This is a genomic window from Marinifilum caeruleilacunae (assembly GCF_013141825.1).
In the GTDB taxonomy this organism is placed as follows: domain Bacteria; phylum Bacteroidota; class Bacteroidia; order Bacteroidales; family Marinifilaceae; genus Marinifilum; species Marinifilum caeruleilacunae.
The window spans coordinates 44243-68879 of the sequence record NZ_RZNH01000001.1 but is presented as its reverse complement, the minus strand read 5'-3'; the positions used below and the strand labels follow the sequence as shown (position 1 = coordinate 68879).

Sequence of the window (24637 nt, the reverse complement as noted above, 5' to 3'; positions counted from 1 at the left end):
TAGTTAGTGGTTTATTTTAGTGTGTTCTTTATTTCAAGTGGAATGCCTGATATAACCATCGTTACAATTTCAGCTTTTTCAGCAATGTACTGATTGATATATCCTTGAATATCGTTGAAGCGTAAAGCCATTTTGTTACCCGGATGGCCTCCCAAACCCAATTCATTGCTTACAATAATCCAATCACAATTCTGGGCAAATATTTTATCCAGTTCTTCTTTGGCTTGTTCAATGGTTTTATCGTCATCTTCGCCATTATCGAAGAAAAAATTATTTAGCCAAAGAGTAATGCAATCCAGCAAAATAACTTTGCCATTTACATCATGCTTGCTCAAAAATTTTTCCTCTTCAATGTTTAACCATTGGTCCCCACGGCGGGCTTTATGGGCTTCAATTCTTTTTCTATGATTCTCGTCCCAAACACGGGAAGTGGCCATATATACAGGTTGATCTGTTTGATTCAGGATTAATTTTTCGGCATATTCACTTTTCCCTGATCTTTGTCCTCCTGTAATTAAATGAATCATAGTGTTTTGTAAATTATATATATAAATTATTTGTTATGGTGAATTTACGAATTTATCAATCCGACAGGAAGATTTTTTTTCTTTTTTAAAACAGGCCATTCCAGGCTAAATAGCATGTACTAATCAATACAATGCTTACAAAGCAAACTGCATGGTTGATGTATTTGATTTTATTGATTTCTTCATTCTTTAGAAGTCTGTCGTTCTCACCAATAAAAGGCTTATCAACACTCTTCCCTCCATAATCGTGAGCACCGCCGAAACGACAATTTAAAATTCCCGCTAAAGCTGATTCGGGATAACCTGCATTTGGACTGGTGTGAGCCTTACCATATTTAAAAATAAATTTTAGCGAGCGGTAATTTAGAGTAACCAAGGCCATTAGCAATGCGGTTATTCGTGCCGGGATGAAATTTACAAGGTCATCAAGACGTGCAGCAAACCTTCCAAAGAGAATGAATTTTTCATTTTTATAGCCAATCATGGAGTCCATGGTGTTAATCATTTTATAGCACATCATGCCTGGAACACCTCCAATTGCATAATAAAACAATGGAGCAACAACGCCATCTGAAAGATTTTCTGATAAGGTTTCGAATACAGCCAGGCGGATTTCCTGTTCTGACAATTGTGAAGTATCGCGCCCAACAATCCAGGACAACCTTTTTCTTCCGGCTTCCAATCCCATGGTATTTAAATGGTGAAATACTTCGACACCTTCTTGTAATAAACTTTTATTGGCCAAGCCATAAAATACAAATATCGATGTAAATATAAGATATGCGTACTGGTCAATTTGTAGTAGTAAATACGACGAGAAGTAAAACAATGCAAATACCGATGATGCCAGGAACAAACACATGAATGCACCTTTGATCAGGCGATTTTTACCATTGTTTAATAATTTAGTTAGAAAAGAGATTGAATTACCAAAACCAACGATTGGGTGAGGTAATTTTCTAGGATCTCCAAAAATCAGATCTAAAACATATCCGATAAGGAGAGGTATGATAATTAATGTAATTTGCTCCATTTTTGTAATGCATCAATTAGCAATTGATTTTTTTCTTCGCTTAATGTTGCAACGCGAATATAAGAAGAATTTAGGCCACGAAAATTTTTTGCATCACGAATTAGGATGCCAAATTCCGAAATCAGGTAATTTTTTAGTTCTGTTGAGTCACCTTTTTCTAGTTCGATTAAAAAATAGGAAGTTTTTGTGGGGTGAATTTTAATTCCTGCAATCTGACTTAAATTTTTAATGAATTTTTCCGTGCTTGATTTATAGTGTTTTACAGGAGGCAAAACTTCGCTTTTGTGCTGAACAAGGTATTTTCCGGCTTCAATAGCCAGCGAATTAACCGTCCAGGGAGCCTTGTAGAATTCAATTTTCTGTACCAATGCACGGTTTGCGATCAAATATCCCAATCTCAGGCCGGGAATTGCAAAGTTTTTTGTGAGCGATTTTACAATGATCAGATTTTGGTGCTTTTTGATTAAATCTATGGAAGATGAAATTGAATCGGTGAAATCTATATAGGCTTCATCCAATACAAAAATCGAATTTGGATGATTCTTTAATAAAATATCAAGATCTTTTTGTTGCAAGACATCACCAGTTGGATTGTTTGGGTTGCAGATCCAGATCAGGTCTGAATTGAAAGTGGAAGAAGAGGACAATTCCTTCCAATTAATAAAATTTAGCTCGTGTTTGTTGATATTACAGGCATCTTCGTATTCCGAAAAGGTAGGAATTACAATGGTAGAACTCTTTTTATTATAGCATTGTGCAATTAGATAAAAAGCTTCGGTGGCACCGTTTACAGCCATTAACATAGCAGGATCTACATCAAGATCTTTGGCCAATACATGAACAAAGCTCTCTGCCGATGCTTCAGGATAGGAGTCTATGGCATTCCAATTCTCGATCAGGTGATTCTTTAAAGCTTCGGAATATCCACCATACCAAACATTTGTGCTAAAATTAGCTTTAATGTGTTGTTTATATTTGTATCCATCGTCTCCGTGTCCTTGTAACATGTTGTTATATAGTGTATAAAGATTAATTTTTATAAAGATATTACATCTTGTGATTTCGATCAAAAAAGAATGAGTTTACAAATGTAATTACAAATGTAAACTCATCATATCTGAATTAAAGAAATATTTCTTTAATTATGTCTTCTGAATTACCGAACTTGCAAAGCTCCAATCAAGTCGTTGATATCTTGAATGTTATGGCGCTTCATATAGTCTTCGATACCCACTACAATCTTTTCTGTAACCTGAGGATCGATAAAATTCGCTGTTCCGATCTGAACTGCAGTTGCACCAGCAAGCATAAACTCAATGGCATCTTTTGCATTCATAATGCCGCCTAAACCAACAATTGGAATCTTAACAGCATTAAACACCTGCCATACCATTCGTAAGGCTACTGGTTTTACTGCCGGACCCGATAAACCTCCTGTAACTGTAGATAGTAGAGGTTTTCTTGTTTCTGCATCGATGGCCATTCCCAATAAGGTATTGATCAGTGATACAGAATCGGCACCTTCTGCCTCTACAGCTTTGGCAATTTCGGTAATATCTGTAACATTAGGCGATAGTTTTACCATTAAGTGCTTCTTATACACCTGGCGAACCGCTTTAACTACCTCGGCTGCCGAAGCACAGCTTGTTCCAAATGCCATTCCGCCTTCCTTAACGTTTGGACAGGAGATGTTCAGCTCAATTGCAGGAATGTGTTCCAAATCGTTAATCATAGCAGCTGTTTCAACGTAATCTTCAATTACTGATCCTGAAACATTTACCAGGATATTGGTATCGTAGTGCTTGATTCGTGGGTATATTTCGCTGCAGAAATTTTCTACACCTTTATTTTGTAATCCTACTGCATTAAGCATTCCTGAAGGCGTTTCGGCCATTCTAGGGTAAGGATTTCCTTCTCTGTGATGTCTGGTGGTACCTTTTACCAAAATACCGCCTAAGTTGCTTAAATCGATAAAATCTTCGAACTCTTCACCAAACCCGAAGGTTCCCGAAGCAGTCATTACTGGGTTTTTTAAGCTTAGATCTTTAAGTTTTACTCCTAAATTTACCATTTCAGATCGTTTATATTGAATACCGGTCCTTCGGTACAAGTACATTTATTGCCTTCTGTTGTTTCGGTTACGCAGCATAAACATGCTCCAAATCCGCATGCCATAGTGTTTTCAAGCGATACTTCGCAAGGAATATTCTTTTGGGTAGAATAAGCCGCAACAGCCTTCATCATTGGCTCCGGACCGCATGTAAATACGTAATCAAACTTCTCTTTTTCGAGGATAGAGTGTTGAGTTGGATATCCTTTTTCGCCAAAAGATCCATCTTCGGTTGTTACCAGGATGTTGCCATACTCCTTGTAGGCATCTAGTTCTACAGCATCTTTTTCGGAGCGTACGCCCAGGAGGGTAGTCACCTTGTTTCCAGCCTGATTAAGATGTTTTGCCAGGTATAGCAGAGGAGCTACACCACAGCCTCCTCCAACAAGTAAGGTATTGGCGTTATTTGGAATGGAATACTGGTTACCCAATGGGTAAACAATGTTTAATGTGTCGCCTTCCTTTAATTCACCCAGTTTTTTGGTGCCATCGCCAATCTTTTTAATGTATAAGCTGATTGTATTTCGCTCATAATCTACAAAATGGATTGATAATGGTCTTCTTAGGAAGGTTGTGTTCGAATCTTTAACCAAAACGTTCACAAATTGTCCCGGACGTATTTCAGGAAGAGGCTCTAATGCCTTTACATCCAGCACAAAATGATCGTCGTTTAGCTCTTTTCTTTGTAGTACTTCAAAGTCTTGTACTAATTTTTTCATGGTGCCTAGCAATATTATATCTGTTAAGAATAAATCCAGGCAAAGATAATTTAAAAAATGCTTAAGATGGGTTGTATTCTCTAAAAGTTTTATCAGTATAAAACACAACTACCTTTTCGATCTGCTTACCAGGCACAAAAGCATTCATTTCAGGGAATGATTCAGGCTGATTAACTGGCTTAGAAGCAGGCTCTTTCTTTAATTTAGGAGGTTGTGGTGTAATCGCAGAAGTGTCTTCTTCCTTTTCGAATTGTATCGCATCATTTTCGAATAGGCTTGCACTTTCCTGACTTTTATACATTTCACCTTCACCAAAAATAATCCAGTCGATGTTTACATGAGGGAAGGAACGTCGTATTTTCTGCACAAAATCAAGACTTGGTTTGTTTCTTCCTGATAGTATATGTGAAATGCTGGAGCGTTGTACACCTATTGTGTCAGCAAATTTAGAAGATGTTAAGCCTTCACTGTTTATTAATTGAACGATTCTGTCTTTCATGTTTTAGTATTTTACAGATGTTAATTATCTCGATTGATACAAAGGTAAAATTTAATTTACAAATGGCAAGATTATAGAGAAAAAATATTTCACCTTTGTAATTTATAAATGTAAACAATAAACAATATAGGTTACAAGTATCAATTTACATTGTAATTTACAATCGTAAGCATTCTAAACATCATTATTCCTAATTGTTTAGCTAAGAAAAGAGGTATGGACATGTTATAAGATCTTATTTAAATCAATCAGTAATAATATTGAAATTTCTAATGAAAAAGCTGAAGTTTCGAACAATTAGCCTGTATATCAGAGTCATAATATCTATTTACAAAGGTAATTTACCAAATTTACTTGTTTTTTAGGCATTCGTGAGAAGTCATGCGCGATCACTATTAAATTAATAGGTAAGATAAATCACTTAATACACTGAATATAAGAGATTTGATGCGCAATATGTTACAAATATAATCGCTTATTCACTATTCATATATCATTGTAAACTACAATATTAAACTAACACTTTACCGAATTAATTCAAAACAACTGGTAATTAGAACTTTATGACGAAAGGTTTAGTGGACTGTTATTGTTGTAATCATGAATTATTAATCGATAAGGACAGGATTTATTAATTACAATTGTCAATATGCACTTGAAATGAGAGATTACAATATTCCTTATTTTTTGGTTACAAAGTGCAATAAAAAGTGTGAGGATTCAGTTCACAAAGGTAAATAGTAGTTGCATTAAGATTTTACATGATTAATTCATTAATGTAAACCGAAAGTGTAGATGAAATTGTATTTTGTGACTTGTAGAATGTAAATCAATAAGATTTTAAAGCACTTTTTACACTGTGTTTACAATTATTAAATTCTAAGGAGTTTAAAAGCGAGGCGCAATCACCCTAAATGGCAGATAGAGTGCAGTATAGGAGACAATGAAGAGGTGATAAAAATAAGCCTGTTGTAATGAGATAAGAAAAATAAAAGATAAGAAGGCCTATTTTGACTTTCTTATCTTCATAAATCCCATAAATAGAATATATATTGCAAATGCTACAATTAATATTCGAAGTATGAGGTTTTCGCTTATGTTCCCATTGTGAGTTAATAGATCTCTGGATAATGCCGGGATCATAAAAATTACAATTCCAAAAACCAATACCAGCATTGCAATGGTAAATATGCGGCGAAGCTTGATTTGAGTTGGAGAAACTTCCTTTTTGGCAGGCTTGGATTTCCTTTTGGTTTGCTTCTGTCCTTTAGAGTTTAAAGCTTTTTTAAGGCGACCTCCCAATAGAAAGGCAAAAACACACAATCCGATAACAATGTATATTTCTTTGCTCATTTAAATGATGTTTATAGCGTATTTCTTGATTTGATTCTTCTTCTCAGTAAGCCCAGGACAATGGCTAGCCAAAAGCTCCCAAAAGGTTTTCGAATGATTTTTAACCTTCGTATGGCACAATTCGTGAAGAATGACCATATCGGAAAGCTCTTCGGGCAACCTCATTAAATGCAGGCTTAGGTTGATTTTATTATCATGCGAACATGATCCCCACCTGCTCTTTGTGTTTTTAACTTGTACCGATGTATAGGTAAATCCATGTTTCCTGGCTAAATACTCTAACCTTTTGGGTAAATAATATTTGGCTTCACGGCGTAGAGTTTCGACTATGGAATTGCGTATGAACTGTTGCAATTCTTCATTGTTCACATCCATACCTTTCGGATAAATCACTTCAAGTAAGCCATTGTTTAGTTTTGAATCATATGATTTTGTAGCTGCAGGCTTAATTCTTAATTCGTGGTATTTTGTTCTAAATACTGATTCCTCGCTAAACCTGGTTTGTTGATTCTCCTTTTCTTCCTTTTTTTTCTTTGCTTGGATGATCCAGTTTTTATTTTCAATGGCAAATTGGATTGCTTCATCCTGGCCAATACCATAAGGAAGGTTGATCCAAATGCCTTTTGTGGGTGCCATTCGAATTGATAAGCGTTTGAATCGCTTATCCTTCCTAAGGTGCACTTCACCTATATCTTTAATATGAACAACTGTTTCGGTAGGCATAAAAAAAGCTTTGCAATATGCAAAGCTATCAAAATATCTAATTCTGGAAATTACTTTTCCTTAATTAAGGTGCTTAAGCGAGTAAACGATTCGTCTACATTTTTAATCAAGTCTGTAAAAATAGACTTATAGTAAGCTTTAACCATTTTAGGATTATCTTTTCCGTCAGGATGGTTCACTCTTGCAATTAAATTATTTCTGGCAACAATGGTATCCTTAATGATTTCCATTACCTCTTCCTTGTTTTCCGGGTGCAGGTAATTGTAGTTATAACAGTCTGAAATAACTTCAAAGCAAAGATAATCAATGTCTTTTTTTAAGCGTCTTCTACTAGCCATCTTAATTGTTTTTGATGAATAAATCGGGATTTTCCCTCTGTTCGGTAGCAAAGGTAATAAACACCAATTAATTTATCATTTAAAATCGCGTAAAACTTAAATCTTGCTTTATGAATAATCTGCCAATTGTTCCGATAATATCTTACGGCCCTGGAAAATTCTACTTTTGATGGTACCAATTGGTAAATCGGTTTGTTCGGCTATTTCCCTGTATTTAAAGCCTTCTAAGAACATTTTAAATGGCGTGCGTAAACTTTCTTCAAGTTTGTCTAATTCTTTCATGATATCCTTGTAATTCTGGGTTGAATAAGGATTGTCAAAACTCACATTAACCTTTCCAAGATTTTGATTGGTTTCATGGGCCATCCATTCTCTTTGTTTAATCCTTTTTCTGTAAGCATTAATAAAGAGGTTTTTCATGATGGTATAAAGCCATGCCTTAAGGTTATTGTGACTAAACTTAGCCTTGTACAAAAAAGCTTTTAAAACGGTCTCCTGACACAAATCCAAAGCATCTTCTCTATTGTTTGTTAATCGATAAGCGTAAACACGTAGTTGCTCTTCTAAATTAACGATCGTATTATTAAATTCAATTGTTGTCATGATTGTATCTTTTTCTGTTTTGTCTAATAAAAATACAAAAACGTTAGACAAAAAACAATCAATCATTAAACAAAACCATTAGAATTGCCTTGCATTCTAAATAAAAAAGGCCTACAAGTGTTTAACTGTAAGCCTTTTGATGGATTTATATCTCCTATTCTAAATAAGACAAAGAAGTCTTTTATTTATTTCAGTTGCAGTAAATCTTTAAATTTCTGTGGTGATGTAATCAGATCCATAGAATTGGGCACTACTACCCCGTCTTGCTTTAGTTGCAGACCAGTAATCATGATTGTTTTGCCCTCAAATGATTTTTCCATATTGATAAGATAAGCATTAATATCTTCCGGATTGATTGGAGAGATAAAGGAGCTGATTATATAATCAGGATTGTAATCATTTACAGCGTTTTTCAAATCCTTAAAAGGCAGATCTTGTCCAAGGTAAAGTGTGCTATATCCGTTACGTCTTAAAATATAATTGTAGAATAAGATGCCCACTTCGTGTAGTTCACCCTCTTTTAGGTAGATCAATACTTTCGACGCGCCTTCGAGCGATTTGCCGGAAAGAGAATCTATTGATGCAAATAATTTTTGTCTTATCAAATTTGAAATAAAGTGCTCCTGGGCTGGACTAATTGAGCCAACCTGCCAAAGTACCCCTATCCTTTCGAAAAATGGGAAAAGAACATCTGTAATGGTCGATTCCATACCACTTTCCAATACACATTTTGATAGGATGGATTCAAACAACTCTTCGTTGAAGTTGACAGTTGCAAGTGTGAGTTTTTCAATATGAAAACCAATGCTTTTGCTGGATCTGGATAGCTCTAAAATCTTAGCTTCAAGATCGATACTGCTTAACTTGGCGAGGTGAGAAATCTTAATTCCTGATGAATTAAGCATAGAGATATTGAGTAGTTTACGAAGATCACTATCAGAATATGAGCGAATATTAGTCTTGCTTCGTTCAGGCTGAATGATGCCATACCTTCTCTCCCATATTCTAATGGTGTGAGCCTTTACTCCGGTTATTTTTTCAAGGTCTTTTATGGAATATTTACTCATATTTTTCATTTGGTGAGAAGATTGTAAGTCTACTCTTTTTAATAATTATTAAAGCTAATCAAAAAAACCAAAACCTGCATTATTACGCAGGTTTTAGTGAGTTATTTATGGTTTATTCAGGCAATAAAACCTTATCGATTACATGAATTACACCGTTGGTTCCTTGTATATCTGTAGCAGTTACATTCGTATCGCCATTAATGGTAACACCTGAGCTTGTATCAATGTCAAGCATATTACTTTCATTAAGAGTTGGTACCATTCCTGTTGAAACCTGATCTGCTCTTACATTACCCGAAACTACATGGTAAAGTAGAATTGGTGTTAAGGTTTCTGCACTTAAATCATCTATTCCATTAACACCCAGAGCTTCGAATAGTGCTTCAAAAGCTGCGTCGGTTGGTGCAAAAATGGTAAAAGGTCCATCTCCGCTTAAAGTGCCGGCAAGATCGGCTTTCACAACTGCTGCTACCAAATGCTCAAAACTATCATTTGCAATGGCAATATCAACTACGTTTGGTGGTAATAATACCTTATCGATTATATGTATTACACCGTTAAAAGCTTCAATATCAGCTGTGGTAACCATGGTTTCCTTGTTTAGTTTAACTCCGTTATCCAATGCAATTTGCAACGAAACCGGATCCATATCAGGACTATTGGTAGCAAGTGTTTCCACATATCCCGGACTAATATCACCCGACATTACCTTTGTCCCAAGAACATGATATAAAAGAACTTGAGTTAAAGTTTCCTTTGATAGCTCATCGATTCCTGAAACACCCAGGTTATCAAACAGATCTTGGAATGCCTGGTTGGTTGGAGCGAATACGGTAAATGTTCCTTCTCCATCCATAGTTTCAACCAATTCGGCTTTGGCTAGTGCTGCCACAAGACTGGTAAAATCTGCATTTGCTGAAGCAATATCAGCTATCGATTGAGGCTCTTCATCGGCTCCTGGAATTAATACCTTATCAATTACATGTACTACTCCGTTGGTACCTTGTACGTCTGTTGCAATTACATTGCTCGATCCATTTAGAATTACACCACTACCGTCAGCATCAATTTCGATATCTGCTTCAGTATTAAGAGTTGGTACACTTCCTGTGCTTACATCTGCTGCACGAACATTACCAGCAACAACGTGGTAAGTTAAAATTGGAATAAGATCTTCCGCTGATAAATCTTCGATTCCACTCACACCCAGTTCTGTGAAAAGTGCTTCGAAAGCTTCGTCGGTTGGAGCGAAAATTGTGAATGGTCCATCAGCTTTAAGTGCGTCAACCAGATCTGCTTTGATCACGGCATCCACCAAGTGTGAGAAGCTTGCGTTTGCAATGGCGATGTCAACTACATCAGGAGGGAGAATTACCTCGTCGATAATATGAATTACACCGTTTGATGCCATTACATCTGCTGTAGTTACATTTGAACTTGAGTTAAGCTGAACTCCCGAATCAAGGGTGATTAAGAGATTGATACCAAAATCACCCGGAGTGAATGTACTAAGAGTTTCTACATAGCCTTCGCTCAAGTCGCTTGATTTGGCCTGAATGCCCAATACATGGTACAATAAGATTGGAGTTAATGCCTCAGCACTTAAATCATCAAGGCCGGAAACTCCTAAATCGGTAAATAACTGCTCGAAAGCTGCATTTGTTGGTCCAAAAACTGTAAATGGTCCTGCACCGTTTAAAGCTGAAACTAGATCTGCCTTTGTTAAAGCGGCAGCTAAAATTGAAAAGTCACTATTGCCTACAACAATGTCAACGATATTTTCTTCCATCGGCATTGGCTTAGGCATGTCATCATCATCATCTTCGCATGAAACATTTACTATTGCTGCGATCATTAGGAGAAATAATCCTAAACTAAATTTGTAATTCCTGAAATTCATGTCATTTTTTTTTAATGGTTCAATCAGGAAACAAATGCAATTAATTTTTGTTCATGAAAAAGTGAAAAAGTTTAAACAAAAAATAAGTAAGCAGCTTGAACAGCCCTATTTATCTATGAATTAAGATTTTACTTTTCTTGCAATTACTTGCGGTGGATAGCTTAGTTTTCCTTCAGTTTTTGCAACGATGGTTGAAACCGTAGCATCTCCTGTAACATTTACAACAGTTCTAAGCATATCTAAAGGACGATCAATTCCTAATATCAATGCAAGTCCTTCAATTGGAATACCAACCGATGTAAGTACAATAATAAGCATTACAATGCTTCCTCCTGGTACGCCAGGTGTTCCTATTGAGGCTAATGTAGCTGTTACAACGATTAGAAGCTGATCGTAGATATCTAATGGAACTCCGAATACTTGCGCAATAAAAACTGCAGCAATTGCCTGGTAACAGCTTGTTCCGTCCATATTAATGGTAACTCCTACAGGGAGAACAAAGCTTGCCACTTCGTTGGATACTCCCATTTTCTTTTCGACACACTCTAGTGTGATCGGTAATGTAGCTGCACTCGAACTGGTAGAAAACGCGAGCAATTGAGCGGGAGAAATTGATTTGTAAAAATCGGTATATTTAATTGGTGTAAAAATTCGAAGAAATAATGGATAAATCAGGAAAATCATGATTAATAAGCCTGCTACAACAGTAAGTGCATACCACGCCAAGGCTGCAAAAAGATCAGCATCACCAGAAAAATCGACAATTAGACCAGCAATTAGTGCAAAAACGCCATAAGGAGCAAAGAGCATGATAATGTCAATGATCTTGAGAATGATAGCGTCTATCCCATCAAAGAACTCTTTTACCACCTTCACTTTCTTTTCTTCGAGTATTACCATAGCGATACCAAACAAAATCGCAAAAAAGATAATCTGCAACATTTTGCTATTGTCTGTAGCTGCTTTAAAGAAGTTGTCAGGCACTACCTCTACCAGAAACTGGAGAGGAGACTCTTCTTTGATGTGATCAGCCTGATCTTTTTTGAGACTTATTGCAGAGCCGAATCTTTCTTGTAGCTCTGCCTTCTTGTGTTCGGGAAAAGTGTTGCCTGGTTCGAAATTGTTTACCAGTAAAAGTCCAAAACTAACGGCAATTACAGTAGAAATCACGTAAAGTGAAATGGTTTTAATTCCAATACGCGAGAGTTTCGAGATATTGGAAAGGCTAGAGATCCCTTTAACAAGCGATACAAAAATTAATGGAACTGCAATAAGCTTCAGAAGGTTCAGGAAGATTGCTCCCCAAGGTTTGATCCAATCTATTGTGAACTGGTTAAAATCAAAATATACTGCTAACATTCCTGCGAAAATACCAAGGGCCATACCAATTAGTATTTTTGCATAAAGAGGTAATCTTTTCCACATACTCAAAATTTTTATTGAGCTTTAAAGGTAATTGTATGCATTAAAAAAACAAAACCCGAAAGCCAATTGACTTTCGGGTTTGATATGTTTTATATGATTTTGCTATTAGCAAGAACATCCGCTTCCGCAGCTTCCGCTATCGCATCCGCCTTGTGGAGCGTAAGCAGCCTGCTTTTCTTCTCCTGTAGCATCTCTAACTTCGATTACTTCACCTTTGAAATAAAGATCGTCGCCAGCTAATGGGTGATTGAAGTCCATTTTTACAGTTGCATCAGCAACTTCCAAAACGATACCGTTCATTCTACGACCTGAACTGTCTTGCATAGGAACAACGTTTCCTTCTTTAATCATTTCAGCATCGAATTCACCGTTTACTTCGAAAATGTTCTTTGGAAGATCGATAACAGCTTGTTCTGAAGCTTCTCCATATGCTTCTGCAGTTTCCAATTTAAAATCAAAAGTTTCACCTACTTTTAATCCCATTAGGTTTGCTTCGAATTTTTCTAGCATTTGACCTGCTCCACATAAGAAAGTTAATGGAGTTTCAGCAACTGCTTTTTCAATGATTTCACCAGCTGGATCAGTTTTCAATTCGTAAATTACTGATACCATTTTATCTTTTGCAATAGTCATAATATCTTTTTTTAATATTGTGTTTCTGTAGATTTTATTAATAATCCGATACAAAGAAAGTACATTTATTTCTTTATTCAAATAAAATCGGAGTTCTTAGTCTAATATTAACAGATTTTAGTATTTATTTGTAATGCGCAGGATTCAACGCATCCGGACGCCAATTGTATAGAAATGATTTTACTCGATCAAAATCATATCCTTTATCTTTCTCTAAATTTCCTGTACTTTGTGTATGCAATCTGTTTCCTTGTTCATCCAAGACCAGCATTACGGGAAAACCAAATCGTTGCGGAAAGCCCAAGTCTTTTAAAACCTCCTTGTTTTTATTCTCTTTACTATAGTTTACCTCCAGAAAAATATAGTTGTCGTTAAGAAGCTTTGTGATCTCCTCTTCGCCATGTAAATACTTGTGCATTTTAATGCACCATGGGCACCAATTCCCTCCTACCTGAATTAAAACATGTTTTCCCTCTTTTTTTGCTTTAGCAACAGCTTCAAGAATGTCTTTCTTGGCATCGGCCTGTGGGTTGTAAATTTTCTGTCCCATTACAATGTTGGTTAGAAATAACATCAGGCTAGCCACTAAAATCAATTTAATTGTCTTCATAATGTCAGATTTATAATTGTTCGAAATTAAGTAATAATTCATTTGCCTTGCTTAATCTGATCGTTTTTAACAGTGAAATAACACATGGGCCTATAAATTGTAGAATTAGTAGCTTGATACAGGGTTTATTAAGCTGATATGTTATAAAAATACTTACAAATCCTATTCTCTTAGCCTAAGAAATCATAGCTTTACGCAGAATATAATTGAAATTAATTGTATGAGCGAACAAGCTAAGATTGATCTTAATTTTGATAAAAATCATATTTGGCATCCATATACTTCAATGAAGGATCCGCTGCCCGTATACCCTGTTGTATCTGCAAATGGTGTGAAGTTGAAGCTGGAGAACGGGCAAGAGTTGATCGATGGTATGTCATCATGGTGGTGTGCTGTGCATGGCTACAATCACCCTGTATTAAATAGAGCTGTTGAAAATCAGCTGAAAAATATGTCTCATGTCATGTTTGGCGGAATTACGCATCAGCCTGCTGTTGATCTTGCCAAATTACTTGTAGATATTACACCTCCTTCATTGGAAAAAGTTTTTTATTGCGATTCGGGCTCCGTGGCCGTTGAAGTTGCCATGAAAATGGCTTTACAATATCGATTTGCTACAAAAAACTTCAAAAAGAATAAATTTCTGTCTATTCGTTCAGGTTATCATGGGGATACTTTCAATGCAATGTCGGTTTGTGATCCTGTTACTGGAATGCACGAAATTTTTAGTGGTGTATTGCCAATCAATTTTTTTGTAGAGGCTCCTTCTTGCAAATTTCATGATGCTTGGAAAGATGAATCATTTGTTCCTATGTTGGAAATGCTTAAAAAGCATCATGAAGAACTCACTGCCATAATTGTTGAACCAATTGTTCAAGGTGCAGGCGGAATGAGATTTTATCATCCTGAATACCTGAATAAATTAAGGTACTATTGCGACAAATATGATATTTTACTGATATTTGATGAGATTGCAACCGGATTTGGACGAACTGGGAAGATGTTTGCATGCGAACACACCAATATCGAGCCTGATATAATGACCGTCGGCAAGGCTATTACTGGTGGTTACATGTCTTTTGCAGCCACATTAACCAATTTAAAGGTAAGCGAAGGCATTTCAAATGGAACACCAGGGAACTTTATGCATGGTCCAACCTTTATGGGAAATCCGATGGCGTGCGCCGTCGGTATAGCCAGTGTTTCTCTGCTGTTGAGTGATAACTGGCAAGAGAAAGTTATGCGTATTGAAAGGATACTACAGCAGGAATTGCAAGCAGCTATTGACTTTGAGAAAGTTGCAGATGTTCGTATTTTAGGAGCCATTGGTGTTATTGAAATGAAAGAAGCTGTTGATTTGGCATCTCTGCAAAAGAGCTTTGTGGAAAAAGGGATTTGGGTACGTCCATTTGGTAAAAATGTATACCTAATGCCTCCGTTTATCATCAGTGACGAAGATTTGAATTTCTTATGCAAACAATTGATTTCTATCGTTAAAACTATCTAATTTTAAGATGAAGCCTTTATTGAGAAAATATTCGGAAGAATTAGAAAATTTAGAGAGATCTGGGAATTTACGATCACTAAAAAAACTCTCAGATCTTGACTGTAAAGTCAATTTGTCCTCGAATGATTATCTGGGTGTAAGCAAAAAAAATATACCAAGGCCAAAAGGAAATTCATTTGGTTCAGGTTCTTCCAGGCTTTTAACCGGAAATTTTTCTGAATACGACCTACTCGAAGAGGAATTGGAGAAACTCTATGAAAATTCTGCCCTCTTCTTCAACTCTGGTTATCATGCAAATATTGGAATTCTATCTGCGTTAAGTGGAAAATCGGACCTTATATTGTCCGATAAACTAAACCATGCCAGTATTATTGATGGAATCCGTTTGTCGAATGCAGAATATATACGTTTTAAACATTTGGACTACAGGCACCTGGAGGATATTCTTATAAATAAACGTGATCAATACGATCGTGTTTTTATTGTAAGTGAATCGGTTTTCAGCATGGACGGAGATGAAGCGGATTTAAGCAAACTGGTTGAATTAAAGAAGAAATACAATTGTTTTCTATACCTGGACGAAGCACATTCTCTTGGAGTTAGGGGTACAAAAGGACTCGGACTAGCCGAGGAACAAAACTTCATTCAAGACATTGATTTACTGGTAGGTACTTTTGGCAAAGCGATGAACTCTATTGGTGCTTTTGTCATCTGTGATCCAATTATTAAAAAATACTTGATTAACAAGATGAGATCATTAATTTTTACGACTGCCTTACCGCCTATCGTAATTAGTTGGAACTACATCATGTTACGCACCATAGTAAAAATGCGTATGGAACGGGAACATCTGACCTTTCTGGCAGATAAGCTCAGGAATAAACTGATAGAATTGGGTTTAAAGACTGATGGTAGCTCTAATATTGTTCCTGTTATTATTGGTGATAGCCAAAAATGTGTAAATTTAGCAGACCATCTGCAGAAAAAAGGCTTTTTGGTGTTTCCAATCAGACCACCTGCAGTTCCTGCTGGTACTTCCAGGTTACGCTTATCCTTATGCGCAGATATGGATTGGGAAGATATTCAGGATTTACCAATGCTTATAAAAGACTTTTGCCATGAAAACTAAATGGTTACACAAGAACTCAAAAGAGAAATGCATCCTTTTTTTTAATGGATGGAGTTGTGATGAAACGCCGTTTTCTCAACTACTTAGCAAGGAGTATGATGTCCTGATGTGCTATGACTACAGAGATATTCTACAGACGAAAGAAATCAAGCGACTTTTTGAGAACTATGAAGGGATCTATTTGCTTGCGTGGTCGTTAGGAGTTTATGTTGCGAATCTATTAATGAAGGATCGTAAAAATTTATTCACAGATGCAATTGCAATAAATGGGACTGTCCATCCAATCGATAATTTAAAGGGCATTCCACCCGCTGTTTTCCAGGGAACAATATCAGGTTTAAACGAGAAAAACCTTGAAAAATTTTGGATGAGAATGTGTGGTGGCAAATCGGCATATCAGCACTTTCACGCAAATTTACCGAAAAGAGATTTAGATGATCAATTGAAGGAATTACTTGAATTACAGTCGATAATTCAAAATCACTTTACCGATTGGTCGATTTATAATAAAGCATTAATTGGAAATAAAGATTTTATATTTTCCGCTGATAATCAAAGAAATGCATGGAGCAAGGATACTGTTTCGATAGAAAGAGATTACCCTCATTATTGCTTTGATAATTGGAATACGTGGGATGAGATTATTGAGGATTTAAGTTGTGGAAAATCAGAAGATAAATAAAGATAGTGTACAAAAAAGCTTTGTAAAAAGCATAGAAACTTATCGTAAGCACGCCATTGTTCAGGAAGCAATTGCCTCCAGGTTAATCAATGAACTTTTACGAATTAAAAGTGGTCATTTTCAGAATGTTCTGGAAATTGGTTGTGGACCGGCAGTTTTAACCGAGAAGTTTTTCAATCATTTTCAGGCAGATAAATATCATGCTAATGATATTGTTTTGGAATATCAGGAAGTGCTGCAAAGAATTGATTCCAGTATTCATTTTTTTGGTGGGGATATTGAAAATATGGAACTTCCAAGCAATTTGGATTTGGTGATTTCCAGTTCTACATTTCAATGGTTTAGCGACTTAGAAGCCTTTCTTTCCAAGGTTTATGATGTGTTGTCGTCGGAATCGCTGTTGGTTTTTAGCTCTTTTGGGCCTGACAATTACCGTGAAATCAGGGATGTTGAAGGTAAAGGCTTAAATTATTTATCCTTTGGTAAACACGAACGCTTACTTTCTGATAAGTTTGAAATTATATGGAGCGATAGGGAAACTATCACCAGGTATTTTTCAAATCCGCTTGGCGTTTTAAAGCATATGAAACAAACTGGTGTGAACGGCATACCTGGTAAAGCATGGACTAAGAGCGATTTAAAAAGATTCGAAGAAGATTATGCCGATTTGTTTGGAACAGAATTGGGAGTGCCTCTTACCTATCAACCAATTTACTTTATTGCGAAACCTAAAAAATAGAATTGATGTCGATATATTTTGTTGCCGGTATTGATACCGATGCTGGAAAATCCTTTGCAACTGGCCTAATGGCCAAGTATTTACACAGCAAGGGAGTTGATGTAGTTACCCAAAAATTTGCGCAAACTGGCTGTAAAGGCATATCAGAAGATATTCAAACTCATCGAAATTTGATGGGGATTGATTTAATGGATGTGGATCGTGATGGAACAACCTGTCCTTTTGTGTTTGATTATCCTGCCTCTCCTCATTTGGCAGCAGAAATGCAAAATAAAACCATTGATTTGGAAAAAATTGAACATTCAACTAAAACATTAAACGATAAGTTTGAACTTGTTTTATTAGAAGGAGTTGGAGGTTTAAATGTCCCGATCACTTTAGACTATTCTTTACTCGATTACCTGGAAGAAAAGAGGTACCCAACCATTTTGGTGAGCTCATCAAAATTAGGCAGCATTAATCATACATTGCTTAGCCTGGAAATTTTGCAAAAAAGAAATATTCCTTTGCATGGATTAATTTACAATCATTTTCCTGCAGATTCCGAATTTATTCTAAAAGATTCGGTCAAGGTATTTGAACACTATTTGAATAAAATGAATTTTGATTGTCCAATCGTTGAAATTCCGGTAATTGAAAATTTTGAAAGTGCAAGGGTGGATTTTTCAAAATTTTTCTAAGCGATCTTAAAAAAACACAAAGTGACATCGCTCACATGATTCGACTGAAAATTTAAAGCAAAATTCACAAAGTATTACAGCCATTCACTAAGAAACAATCCAAACACGAAATTCTCAGGAAGTTAAGCTTGGGCTATATTGCACGAAATGTCAAGATAATCAGAGATATATAGCAAAAATAAGCCGATCGAACCAGCTCACATTCTGTGCAAAATCAACTAATTTTTGCCGTTTTGGGAGCGCTTTGACAATTTTGACACCATAAAGAGACAAAAAGGTCTTATAATGCTTGTAAGTTCAAGTAATTTTGTATTTTTTTGTAATCCCTTATTTAAAAAGATTCCACATAGCGAATTTGAAGAAAATTTGGGCAAAATTAAAAAATACAATAATTGAAATGAGATCACATAAAGTTATCGAAATAAGAAATCTTACTCCATCGACCTATATCATTCGAATGGAGAAAAATGACTTTACATTTAAAACTGGTCAGTACATCACTTTGGGATTTTCTGGAAGTATCGATAGAAGAGAATATTCTATTTATAGTTCGGAAAATGATGAACATTTGGAAGTTCTGATTAAAGAAGTTGAAAATGGATTGGTATCAAAGAAATTAAAGCGTTGCAAACCTGGCGATAAGCTTGATATTGACGGACCTTTTGGGCATTTCTCCTTGCAAAATGATGAAATTAATAAGAAGAAATTTTTATTCATTGCAACCGGAACCGGAATCTCTCCTATTCATAGTTTTATTGCTACACATCCGGAAATGGACTACCGCTTGTTGCACGGCGTTCGTAAAGAAGAAGAAGCATATGAAAGAGATTCTTACGAAAATGGCAATTATATTTTGTGTACATCAAGAGAAAAAACTGGAGATTTTCATGGTCGCGTAACGGAATATTTAAAGCAGAACCCTGTTTCTTCGGATACAGTTTGCTACCTGTGTGGGAACTGCCATATGATTTATGAAGCTTATGATATCCTTGAAAAACAGGGGGTTCAGCTAGGCCCTATTCATACCGAAGTATATTTTTAAACTTAACAAATTTAGGTTGATAAGCGTTAGGCCTGTAGGCAACTCAAGTCTTATCACTAGTAATTGATAATTATTGAATAATGAAATATCACTTAGTATCATTAGGCTGCCAAATGAATGCTTCCGATGGCGAACGTGTTCGTTCGGTTATTGAAAAGATGGGATATCAGTGGACTGATCGTGAGGAAGAGGCAAACCTAATTGGAATACTGGCCTGTTCGGTACGCCAAAAAGCAATTGATAAAGTATATTCAAAAATACACAAATGGAATCTTTGGAAGAACAAACGAAACCTGGTGACTTTTGTTTCTGGTTGTATTTTACCTTCTGATTTAGAGAAATTTCTAAAACTGTTTGATATTATTTTTCAGATGAAGGATCTTCCAAAATTGCCTGAAATGATTCAGCAGTATGGAATCTCTACACCGGTTGGTTTGCAAAATGGCTTTGATTCGCAGAATGAAAACATTTCTGAATTTTGGAACGTGAAACCGCACTACACTTCAGAATTCGAGGCATTTGTGCCCATTCAAAATGGATGCGATAAATTTTGTTCATTCTGTGCTGTTCCTTACACACGTGGTCGTGAAGTGTCCCGCCCTTCGGCTGAGATTGTTGGAGAAGTGAAAAGTTTGGTGGAAAGAGGCTTTAAATCGATTACCCTATTAGGACAAAATGTGAATTCTTATGGACTTGACAAAAAGGGTGAAGAGGTTGATTTTCCTGAACTTCTAAGGCAAATTGGAAAATTGGGTAATGAATTGCAAAAGGAATTTTGGGTTTACTTTACTTCCCCTCACCCACGTGATATGACTGATGAAGTGATTGAAGTAATTGCAGAGTATGATTGTTTAGCCAAACAGATCCACCTGCCTATTCAATCGGGTGATGATAAGGTTTTGATTCATATGAACAGAAAACATGGATTGGAAAAATATCGTCAAATTGTAAACACCATTAGAAGATTAATTCCGCAGGCTACCCTGTTTACAGATATTATTGTTGGTTTTACCGGGGAAAACGATGAGCAGTTTGAAAACACCCGAAAAGCCATGGCAGAGTTTAAGTATAATATGGCATATATTGCCATGTACTCTCCTCGACCCGGAGCCTTAAGTCATCGTTGGTTCGACGACGTGAGCCTGGATGTTAAAAAGCAACGCCATCACCAGTTAACCGAGGACTTAAAAGTACATTCGAAGGCCTATAATGAGAGCATGTTAGGTAAAACTTATAGAGTTTTGGTGAAAGGAAATGCGCGTCATGATGGTTACCTTGCTGCATTAACCGAAGGGAAAATCAATGTTCGTTTCTTATCGGATGATAAGGCCTTAATTGGAGAATTTGTAGATATTAAAATTACATCGGCTGCTGATTTTTCTGTAGAAGGCGAATTGGTTGTTGTTAATGAAAAAGTAGCATGAAAAAAGTAGCTTTTAAAACATTGGGCTGTAGATTAAATCAGTATGAAACAGATGCCATTGCATCCCAGTTTCAGGATAATGATTTTCAATTGGTTCCATTTGACAAAGAGGCTGATGTATATGTTATCAACTCATGTACAGTAACTCATCAGAGTGACCATAAATCCAGAAATTTCATCAATCAGGCCAATCGAAAAAATCCAAATTCAATTTTGGTTGTGACCGGTTGTATGGCCAACAATGCTAAAAACGAACTCGAAAGTCGCGAGGAAATCAATTACGTGGTTGAGAACGATAGAAAAAGCTCTGTATTCTCTTTGGTTGAAGCACATTACAAAGGTGAGATTTTACACCCATCGAAATTAAATACTGATTTGTTTTCTTATGGTTCAACAGAGAAGGGTTTTCACACTCGAAGCATGGTTAAAATACAAGATGGTTGCGATAATTTTTGCACATTTTGCATCATTCCTTCGGTACGAGGAAGGGCTGTAAGCAGGCCAATTCAGGACATTTTGGATAATGTAAGAGATGTAATTTCCAATGGAGCAAAAGAGGTGGTTTTAACTGGAGTTAATATTGGTCGTTACGAATTCGAGAATTATAAATTTGATGATATTGTTGAGCAAATTCTGGAATTGGAAGGAGATTTTCGCCTTCGCATATCATCCATAGAACCTGATGGTTTTGGAGATAAATTTTTAGGCCTGCTAAATCATCCAAAAATGACTCCTCACCTTCATCTTTGTTTGCAAAGTGGATCAGATCCTGTTTTGTTGCAAATGAGAAGAATGTACACCATCAAAAGATTTAAGGAGATTGTTGATAGAGTGCGTTCGGTACGAAGCGATTTTAATATCACAACAGATGTTATTATCGGATTTCCTGGAGAGTCGGATCAGGATTTTGATGCAACATGTAACATTATTAAAGAGTTACAATTTGGCCATGTTCATGCTTTCAAATATTCCATAAGAAAAGGAACAAGAGCTGAAAGAATGACAGAGCAGGTAGATGAAAAAATAAAGACAAAACGAAGCGAATTGCTCAGAGGAATATCCGACCAGGTTAAAAAGCAATACCGAACAGAATTTATTGGTAAAGAGCAAATTGTTTTGGTAGAAAAAACAAATGGCAAAATAGCCAAAGGATACGGAGAGCACTATATCCCGGTAGAATTTTCAGGAGAAGAGCTCAAGAAAAATCACTTTTATAAGGTTAAAATCAAGAGTATGACGGCTGAAGATGAACCTGTATTAACCGGAGAGCAAATGATATAAAAAAAGACGCAATGCTGCGTCTTTTTTTTGTCTATATGCTTATGTTTTAATGAAATACCAGAATAGGCATGTGTGTTTTAATAAATAGTTTTCTTGACATCTGACCAAAGAATAACCTTTGCAATAAATTGTGTTTTCTTGCCAGAATCGCAATTAAACCAATATCATGATCATGAGTATACTTCTCAATCCCTTCCATTTTTTCGTCTTCATGAATAATTCTGCAACTCACATCAGAATCGCCAAGCGCTCTTTTTAAGTATTTGCGAATCACTTGCATGCGGTGCTCTTCCATCGGATCATCAGTCGATTTGTCATCAAAATGTACGCAATGGATTTTCATATCGTAAGGCTGAGTGATGTACTTCAGGTTGGCTATGGCTCTAAAATCGGCCTTATCAAAATCGGTAGCATACATGATATTGTGAATCTTGTCAAAATCTACTTCATCACCCTGGTCGGAGAGTATTAACATTGGAACATCGGTTTCCTCTATTACATTCGAAACCACACTACCCAATAAATTGGTTGTGCCAGCTGTCTCTCCTCTACTGCCCATAATCATTAAATCGGGTTGGTATTTTTTACAGATATTCAATATTTCTGATGACGCAGTGCCTCCACTTAATTCATAATCTACCTCAATCCCTTCTATTTTATCCTTTTCGAGTCGATTTCGAATATCATAGTACAATTCCTTAATTTTTGCTTTGGCATTCTTTTCCACTTCTGATAGTACTTCCACTACCGTTGAATTGTAGGTATAGCTATCGGAAAATGGCACTGTTTCTATTGCCGAAGCAAAATAAGTGTGGAACAGTAAAATGTCAGCATTAAATTTTTTGGCAATGCCAACTGCACAATCGCATAATTTTGGAGAAAAATCCGAGAAATCAACAGGAACCAAGATGCGGTTCACATCAATATTCTGATGTGGAAAAGCAGCATCTAAATCTTCCTGAGCATAGCTTAAATCGAGCTCTTCAATAATTTTTAAAGCACGATTTAGGTCTTCTTCTTTAATTCTAACCTTTACTCCGCCACCAATGGCAGATTGAATTAGATTTAAATTCTTCAAATAGCACTCTACTCCTTCTGATTCCAGACGAGTTTGAAGCAACTGGGCTCTTGAGTAACTATAGGTCGCTAATGTTATCATCCTGTCCTTCATAAGCCTGAGTTTAGTTATACTGTTACTAATAAGTTACAAAAAAATGGGTGTCTTGCCAAGCAATGCAAGGAATACAGACTGAATAAAAACAGTGATTATGCCGCTGATTAAGTTGCTTAGCATTTTGAAAAAATCAGTTCAAGCTCTTTTCTATTCATTTGGTATTGCTTACTTTTGCAATTCGTAGCCGAATAAAGGATTGATATTCTTGAAAAATCAAAAAAGAATAGTTAATTTTGCGGCTCGATAAAAACACTTAATTATTAAGTATTAATTAAATTATTTAAGTTATGTTGAATCATTATGAAACCGTTTTCATTGTAACTCCCGTTTTATCTGAGGCTCAGGTAAAGGAAGCGGTAGAAAAATTCAAGACTCTTATTACCGAAAATGGCGGTAAGATTGAAAATGAAGAGAACTGGGGACTGCGCAAGCTTGCTTATCCAATTCAGAAGAAAAGTACTGGTTTTTACCAACTACTTCAATTTGAAGCTCCAGGTGAATTAATTGAGAAATTGGAAGTAAACTACAGACGTGATGAAAGAATCATGCGTTTCTTAACTTTCAAGCTTGATAAATACGCTTATGAGTATTCAATTAAAAGAAAAGGAAACCTTAAAGAAACTAAAGAGGAGAAATAAGCTATGGCACAGAATCAATCAGAAATCAGATATTTGACCCCACCTTCAGTTGAGATCAAAAAGAAAAAATACTGTCGTTTCAAGAAAAACAAGATCAAGTATATCGATTACAAAGATCCTGAATTCTTGAAGAAATTCTTGAACGAGCAGGGTAAGATTTTACCTCGTCGTATCACAGGTACTTCTTTAAAATATCAAAGAAAGGTAGCTACTGCTGTTAAGCGTGCACGTCACCTAGCATTACTACCATACGTAACTGACATGATGAAATAATCTTTAAAGAAGGAGGAAACGAAATGGAAGTAATCTTAAAACAAGATATCCATACTTTAGGATATAAGAACGATATTGTAACTGTTAAGAACGGTTACGGAAGAAACTATTTAATTCCTAACGGTCTTGCAATTTTGGCTACAGAGTCAGCTAAAAAAATGCATGCTGAAAACATGAGACAAAGAGCTCATAAAGAGGAAAAAATCAAAAACGAAGCACTAGAAGTTGCTAAGAAATTAGAAGGTGTTACTTTAAGTTTAGGTGCTAAAACTAGTACTACTGGTAAGATCTTCGGTTCTGTTAACAACATCCAAATCGCTGAAGCATTAGTGGAAAAAGGATTTGAAATTGACAGAAAAGTGATTTCTATCAAAGACGCTGTAAAAGAGATCGGTAAATATACCGCTTCAATCAAACTTCACAAAGAAGTTAAGGTTGAGATCGAATTTGAAGTAGTGTCGGAATAATTCGCTTCACAACACAATTAATTTAAGTTTTTAACAGACAGACTTAAAGCTTTTCAAACAAA

At 36.0% G+C, this 24637-nt stretch carries 27 protein-coding genes; 11 read left to right on the top strand and 16 right to left on the bottom strand.

Going from position 1 to position 24637, the window contains the following annotated elements:
- Nucleotides 1–11: 11 nt before the first annotated feature.
- From ELS83_RS00335 to ELS83_RS00265, 15 genes are all read right to left on the bottom strand, one after another.
- Nucleotides 12–527: a bifunctional adenosylcobinamide kinase/adenosylcobinamide-phosphate guanylyltransferase gene (locus ELS83_RS00335; RefSeq protein ID WP_171593508.1), complete on the bottom strand. Its 516-nt coding sequence runs from the start codon at nucleotides 525–527 to the stop codon at nucleotides 12–14.
- 85 nt (nucleotides 528–612) lie between these two features.
- Nucleotides 613–1560: an adenosylcobinamide-phosphate synthase CbiB gene (cbiB, locus tag ELS83_RS00330; RefSeq protein WP_171593507.1), complete on the bottom strand. Its 948-nt coding sequence runs from the start codon at nucleotides 1558–1560 to the stop codon at nucleotides 613–615.
- Nucleotides 1542–2567, bottom strand: coding sequence for a pyridoxal phosphate-dependent aminotransferase (locus ELS83_RS00325; RefSeq protein ID WP_171593506.1), 1026 nt, complete (start codon nucleotides 2565–2567; stop codon nucleotides 1542–1544). The genes cbiB and ELS83_RS00325 overlap by 19 nt, the downstream gene beginning before the upstream one ends.
- A gap of 149 nt (nucleotides 2568–2716) precedes the next feature.
- Nucleotides 2717–3631: a dihydroorotate dehydrogenase gene (locus tag ELS83_RS00320; RefSeq protein ID WP_171593505.1), complete on the bottom strand. Its 915-nt coding sequence runs from the start codon at nucleotides 3629–3631 to the stop codon at nucleotides 2717–2719.
- A complete protein-coding gene (locus ELS83_RS00315) occupies nucleotides 3625–4389 on the bottom strand; it encodes a dihydroorotate dehydrogenase electron transfer subunit (protein ID WP_171593504.1) in 765 nt (254 codons plus the stop codon). Before ELS83_RS00315 ends, ELS83_RS00320 begins: the two co-directional genes overlap by 7 nt.
- 61 nt (nucleotides 4390–4450) lie before the next feature.
- Nucleotides 4451–4888: a helix-turn-helix transcriptional regulator gene (locus ELS83_RS00310; protein WP_171593503.1), complete on the bottom strand. Its 438-nt coding sequence runs from the start codon at nucleotides 4886–4888 to the stop codon at nucleotides 4451–4453.
- Nucleotides 4889–5893: 1005 nt separating this feature from the next.
- Entirely contained in the window at nucleotides 5894–6241 is a 348-nt protein-coding gene (locus ELS83_RS00305) for an MFS transporter (RefSeq protein WP_171593502.1), read from the bottom strand.
- A complete protein-coding gene (locus ELS83_RS00300) occupies nucleotides 6242–6964 on the bottom strand; it encodes a M48 family metallopeptidase (protein WP_171593501.1) in 723 nt (240 codons plus the stop codon).
- 50 nt (nucleotides 6965–7014) lie between these two features.
- Nucleotides 7015–7302 carry a hypothetical protein gene (locus ELS83_RS00295; protein ID WP_171593500.1) on the bottom strand — a complete coding sequence of 96 codons (288 nt, stop codon included), beginning with the start codon at nucleotides 7300–7302 and terminating at the stop codon, nucleotides 7015–7017.
- Between the two features lie 108 nt (nucleotides 7303–7410).
- On the bottom strand, nucleotides 7411–7905 hold the full coding sequence (locus ELS83_RS00290) for an RNA polymerase sigma factor (RefSeq protein ID WP_171593499.1): 495 nt from the start codon (nucleotides 7903–7905) through the stop codon (nucleotides 7411–7413).
- 185 nt (nucleotides 7906–8090) lie between these two features.
- Nucleotides 8091–8981, bottom strand: coding sequence for a MerR family transcriptional regulator (locus ELS83_RS00285; protein WP_171593498.1), 891 nt, complete (start codon nucleotides 8979–8981; stop codon nucleotides 8091–8093).
- Between the two features lie 103 nt (nucleotides 8982–9084).
- Nucleotides 9085–10872 carry a fasciclin domain-containing protein gene (locus ELS83_RS00280; protein WP_171593497.1) on the bottom strand — a complete coding sequence of 596 codons (1788 nt, stop codon included), beginning with the start codon at nucleotides 10870–10872 and terminating at the stop codon, nucleotides 9085–9087.
- Nucleotides 10873–10992: 120 nt separating this feature from the next.
- A complete protein-coding gene (locus ELS83_RS00275; RefSeq protein WP_171593496.1) occupies nucleotides 10993–12297 on the bottom strand; it encodes a dicarboxylate/amino acid:cation symporter in 1305 nt (434 codons plus the stop codon).
- Nucleotides 12298–12402: 105 nt separating this feature from the next.
- Nucleotides 12403–12930, bottom strand: coding sequence for an FKBP-type peptidyl-prolyl cis-trans isomerase (locus ELS83_RS00270; protein ID WP_171593495.1), 528 nt, complete (start codon nucleotides 12928–12930; stop codon nucleotides 12403–12405).
- A gap of 124 nt (nucleotides 12931–13054) precedes the next feature.
- Entirely contained in the window at nucleotides 13055–13540 is a 486-nt protein-coding gene (locus ELS83_RS00265) for a thioredoxin family protein (protein ID WP_171593494.1), read from the bottom strand.
- Nucleotides 13541–13760: 220 nt separating this feature from the next.
- Between ELS83_RS00265 and bioA the strand changes: the two genes are divergently transcribed.
- The 8 genes from bioA to mtaB all read left to right on the top strand — a co-directional run bounded on the left by bioA (nucleotide 13761) and on the right by mtaB (nucleotide 22023).
- Complete coding sequence (gene bioA, locus ELS83_RS00260) at nucleotides 13761–15047, top strand: adenosylmethionine--8-amino-7-oxononanoate transaminase (RefSeq protein WP_171593493.1); 1287 nt, start codon at nucleotides 13761–13763, stop codon at nucleotides 15045–15047.
- Nucleotides 15048–15054: 7 nt separating this feature from the next.
- Nucleotides 15055–16176 carry an aminotransferase class I/II-fold pyridoxal phosphate-dependent enzyme gene (locus tag ELS83_RS00255; RefSeq protein ID WP_171593492.1) on the top strand — a complete coding sequence of 374 codons (1122 nt, stop codon included), beginning with the start codon at nucleotides 15055–15057 and terminating at the stop codon, nucleotides 16174–16176.
- Nucleotides 16166–16858 (top strand): DUF452 family protein, encoded by a 693-nt coding sequence (locus ELS83_RS00250; RefSeq protein WP_171593491.1) that lies wholly within the window; start codon nucleotides 16166–16168, stop codon nucleotides 16856–16858. The genes ELS83_RS00255 and ELS83_RS00250 overlap by 11 nt, the downstream gene beginning before the upstream one ends.
- Nucleotides 16836–17597, top strand: a complete 762-nt coding sequence (bioC, locus tag ELS83_RS00245; protein ID WP_171593490.1) for a malonyl-ACP O-methyltransferase BioC — start codon at nucleotides 16836–16838, stop codon at nucleotides 17595–17597. The genes ELS83_RS00250 and bioC overlap by 23 nt, the downstream gene beginning before the upstream one ends.
- Nucleotides 17598–17602: 5 nt before the next feature.
- The gene (bioD, locus tag ELS83_RS00240; protein WP_171593489.1) at nucleotides 17603–18277 is read left to right on the top strand and encodes a dethiobiotin synthase; all 675 of its coding nucleotides are present in this window, start codon (nucleotides 17603–17605) and stop codon (nucleotides 18275–18277) included.
- A gap of 397 nt (nucleotides 18278–18674) precedes the next feature.
- Nucleotides 18675–19319, top strand: a complete 645-nt coding sequence (locus tag ELS83_RS00235) for a ferredoxin--NADP reductase (RefSeq protein ID WP_171593488.1) — start codon at nucleotides 18675–18677, stop codon at nucleotides 19317–19319.
- A gap of 80 nt (nucleotides 19320–19399) precedes the next feature.
- Nucleotides 19400–20743, top strand: a complete 1344-nt coding sequence (miaB, locus tag ELS83_RS00230) for a tRNA (N6-isopentenyl adenosine(37)-C2)-methylthiotransferase MiaB (RefSeq protein ID WP_171593487.1) — start codon at nucleotides 19400–19402, stop codon at nucleotides 20741–20743.
- Nucleotides 20740–22023, top strand: coding sequence for a tRNA (N(6)-L-threonylcarbamoyladenosine(37)-C(2))-methylthiotransferase MtaB (gene mtaB, locus ELS83_RS00225; protein WP_171593486.1), 1284 nt, complete (start codon nucleotides 20740–20742; stop codon nucleotides 22021–22023). Before miaB ends, mtaB begins: the two co-directional genes overlap by 4 nt.
- Before the next feature lie 46 nt (nucleotides 22024–22069).
- On the opposite strand, the gene ELS83_RS00220 is transcribed toward mtaB, so the two are convergent.
- Entirely contained in the window at nucleotides 22070–23194 is a 1125-nt protein-coding gene (locus tag ELS83_RS00220) for a universal stress protein (RefSeq protein ID WP_171593485.1), read from the bottom strand.
- Between the two features lie 290 nt (nucleotides 23195–23484).
- On the opposite strand from ELS83_RS00220, the gene rpsF reads away from it, so the two are divergent.
- The 3 genes from rpsF to rplI are packed head-to-tail and all read left to right on the top strand — an operon-like array spanning nucleotide 23485 to nucleotide 24575.
- Entirely contained in the window at nucleotides 23485–23835 is a 351-nt protein-coding gene (gene rpsF / locus ELS83_RS00215) for a 30S ribosomal protein S6 (protein WP_216616269.1), read from the top strand.
- A 3-nt stretch (nucleotides 23836–23838) separates the two neighbouring features.
- Entirely contained in the window at nucleotides 23839–24108 is a 270-nt protein-coding gene (gene rpsR / locus ELS83_RS00210; protein WP_054721204.1) for a 30S ribosomal protein S18, read from the top strand.
- A 23-nt stretch (nucleotides 24109–24131) separates the two neighbouring features.
- Nucleotides 24132–24575: a 50S ribosomal protein L9 gene (gene rplI / locus ELS83_RS00205; RefSeq protein ID WP_110359544.1), complete on the top strand. Its 444-nt coding sequence runs from the start codon at nucleotides 24132–24134 to the stop codon at nucleotides 24573–24575.
- Nucleotides 24576–24637: the final 62 nt, after the last annotated feature.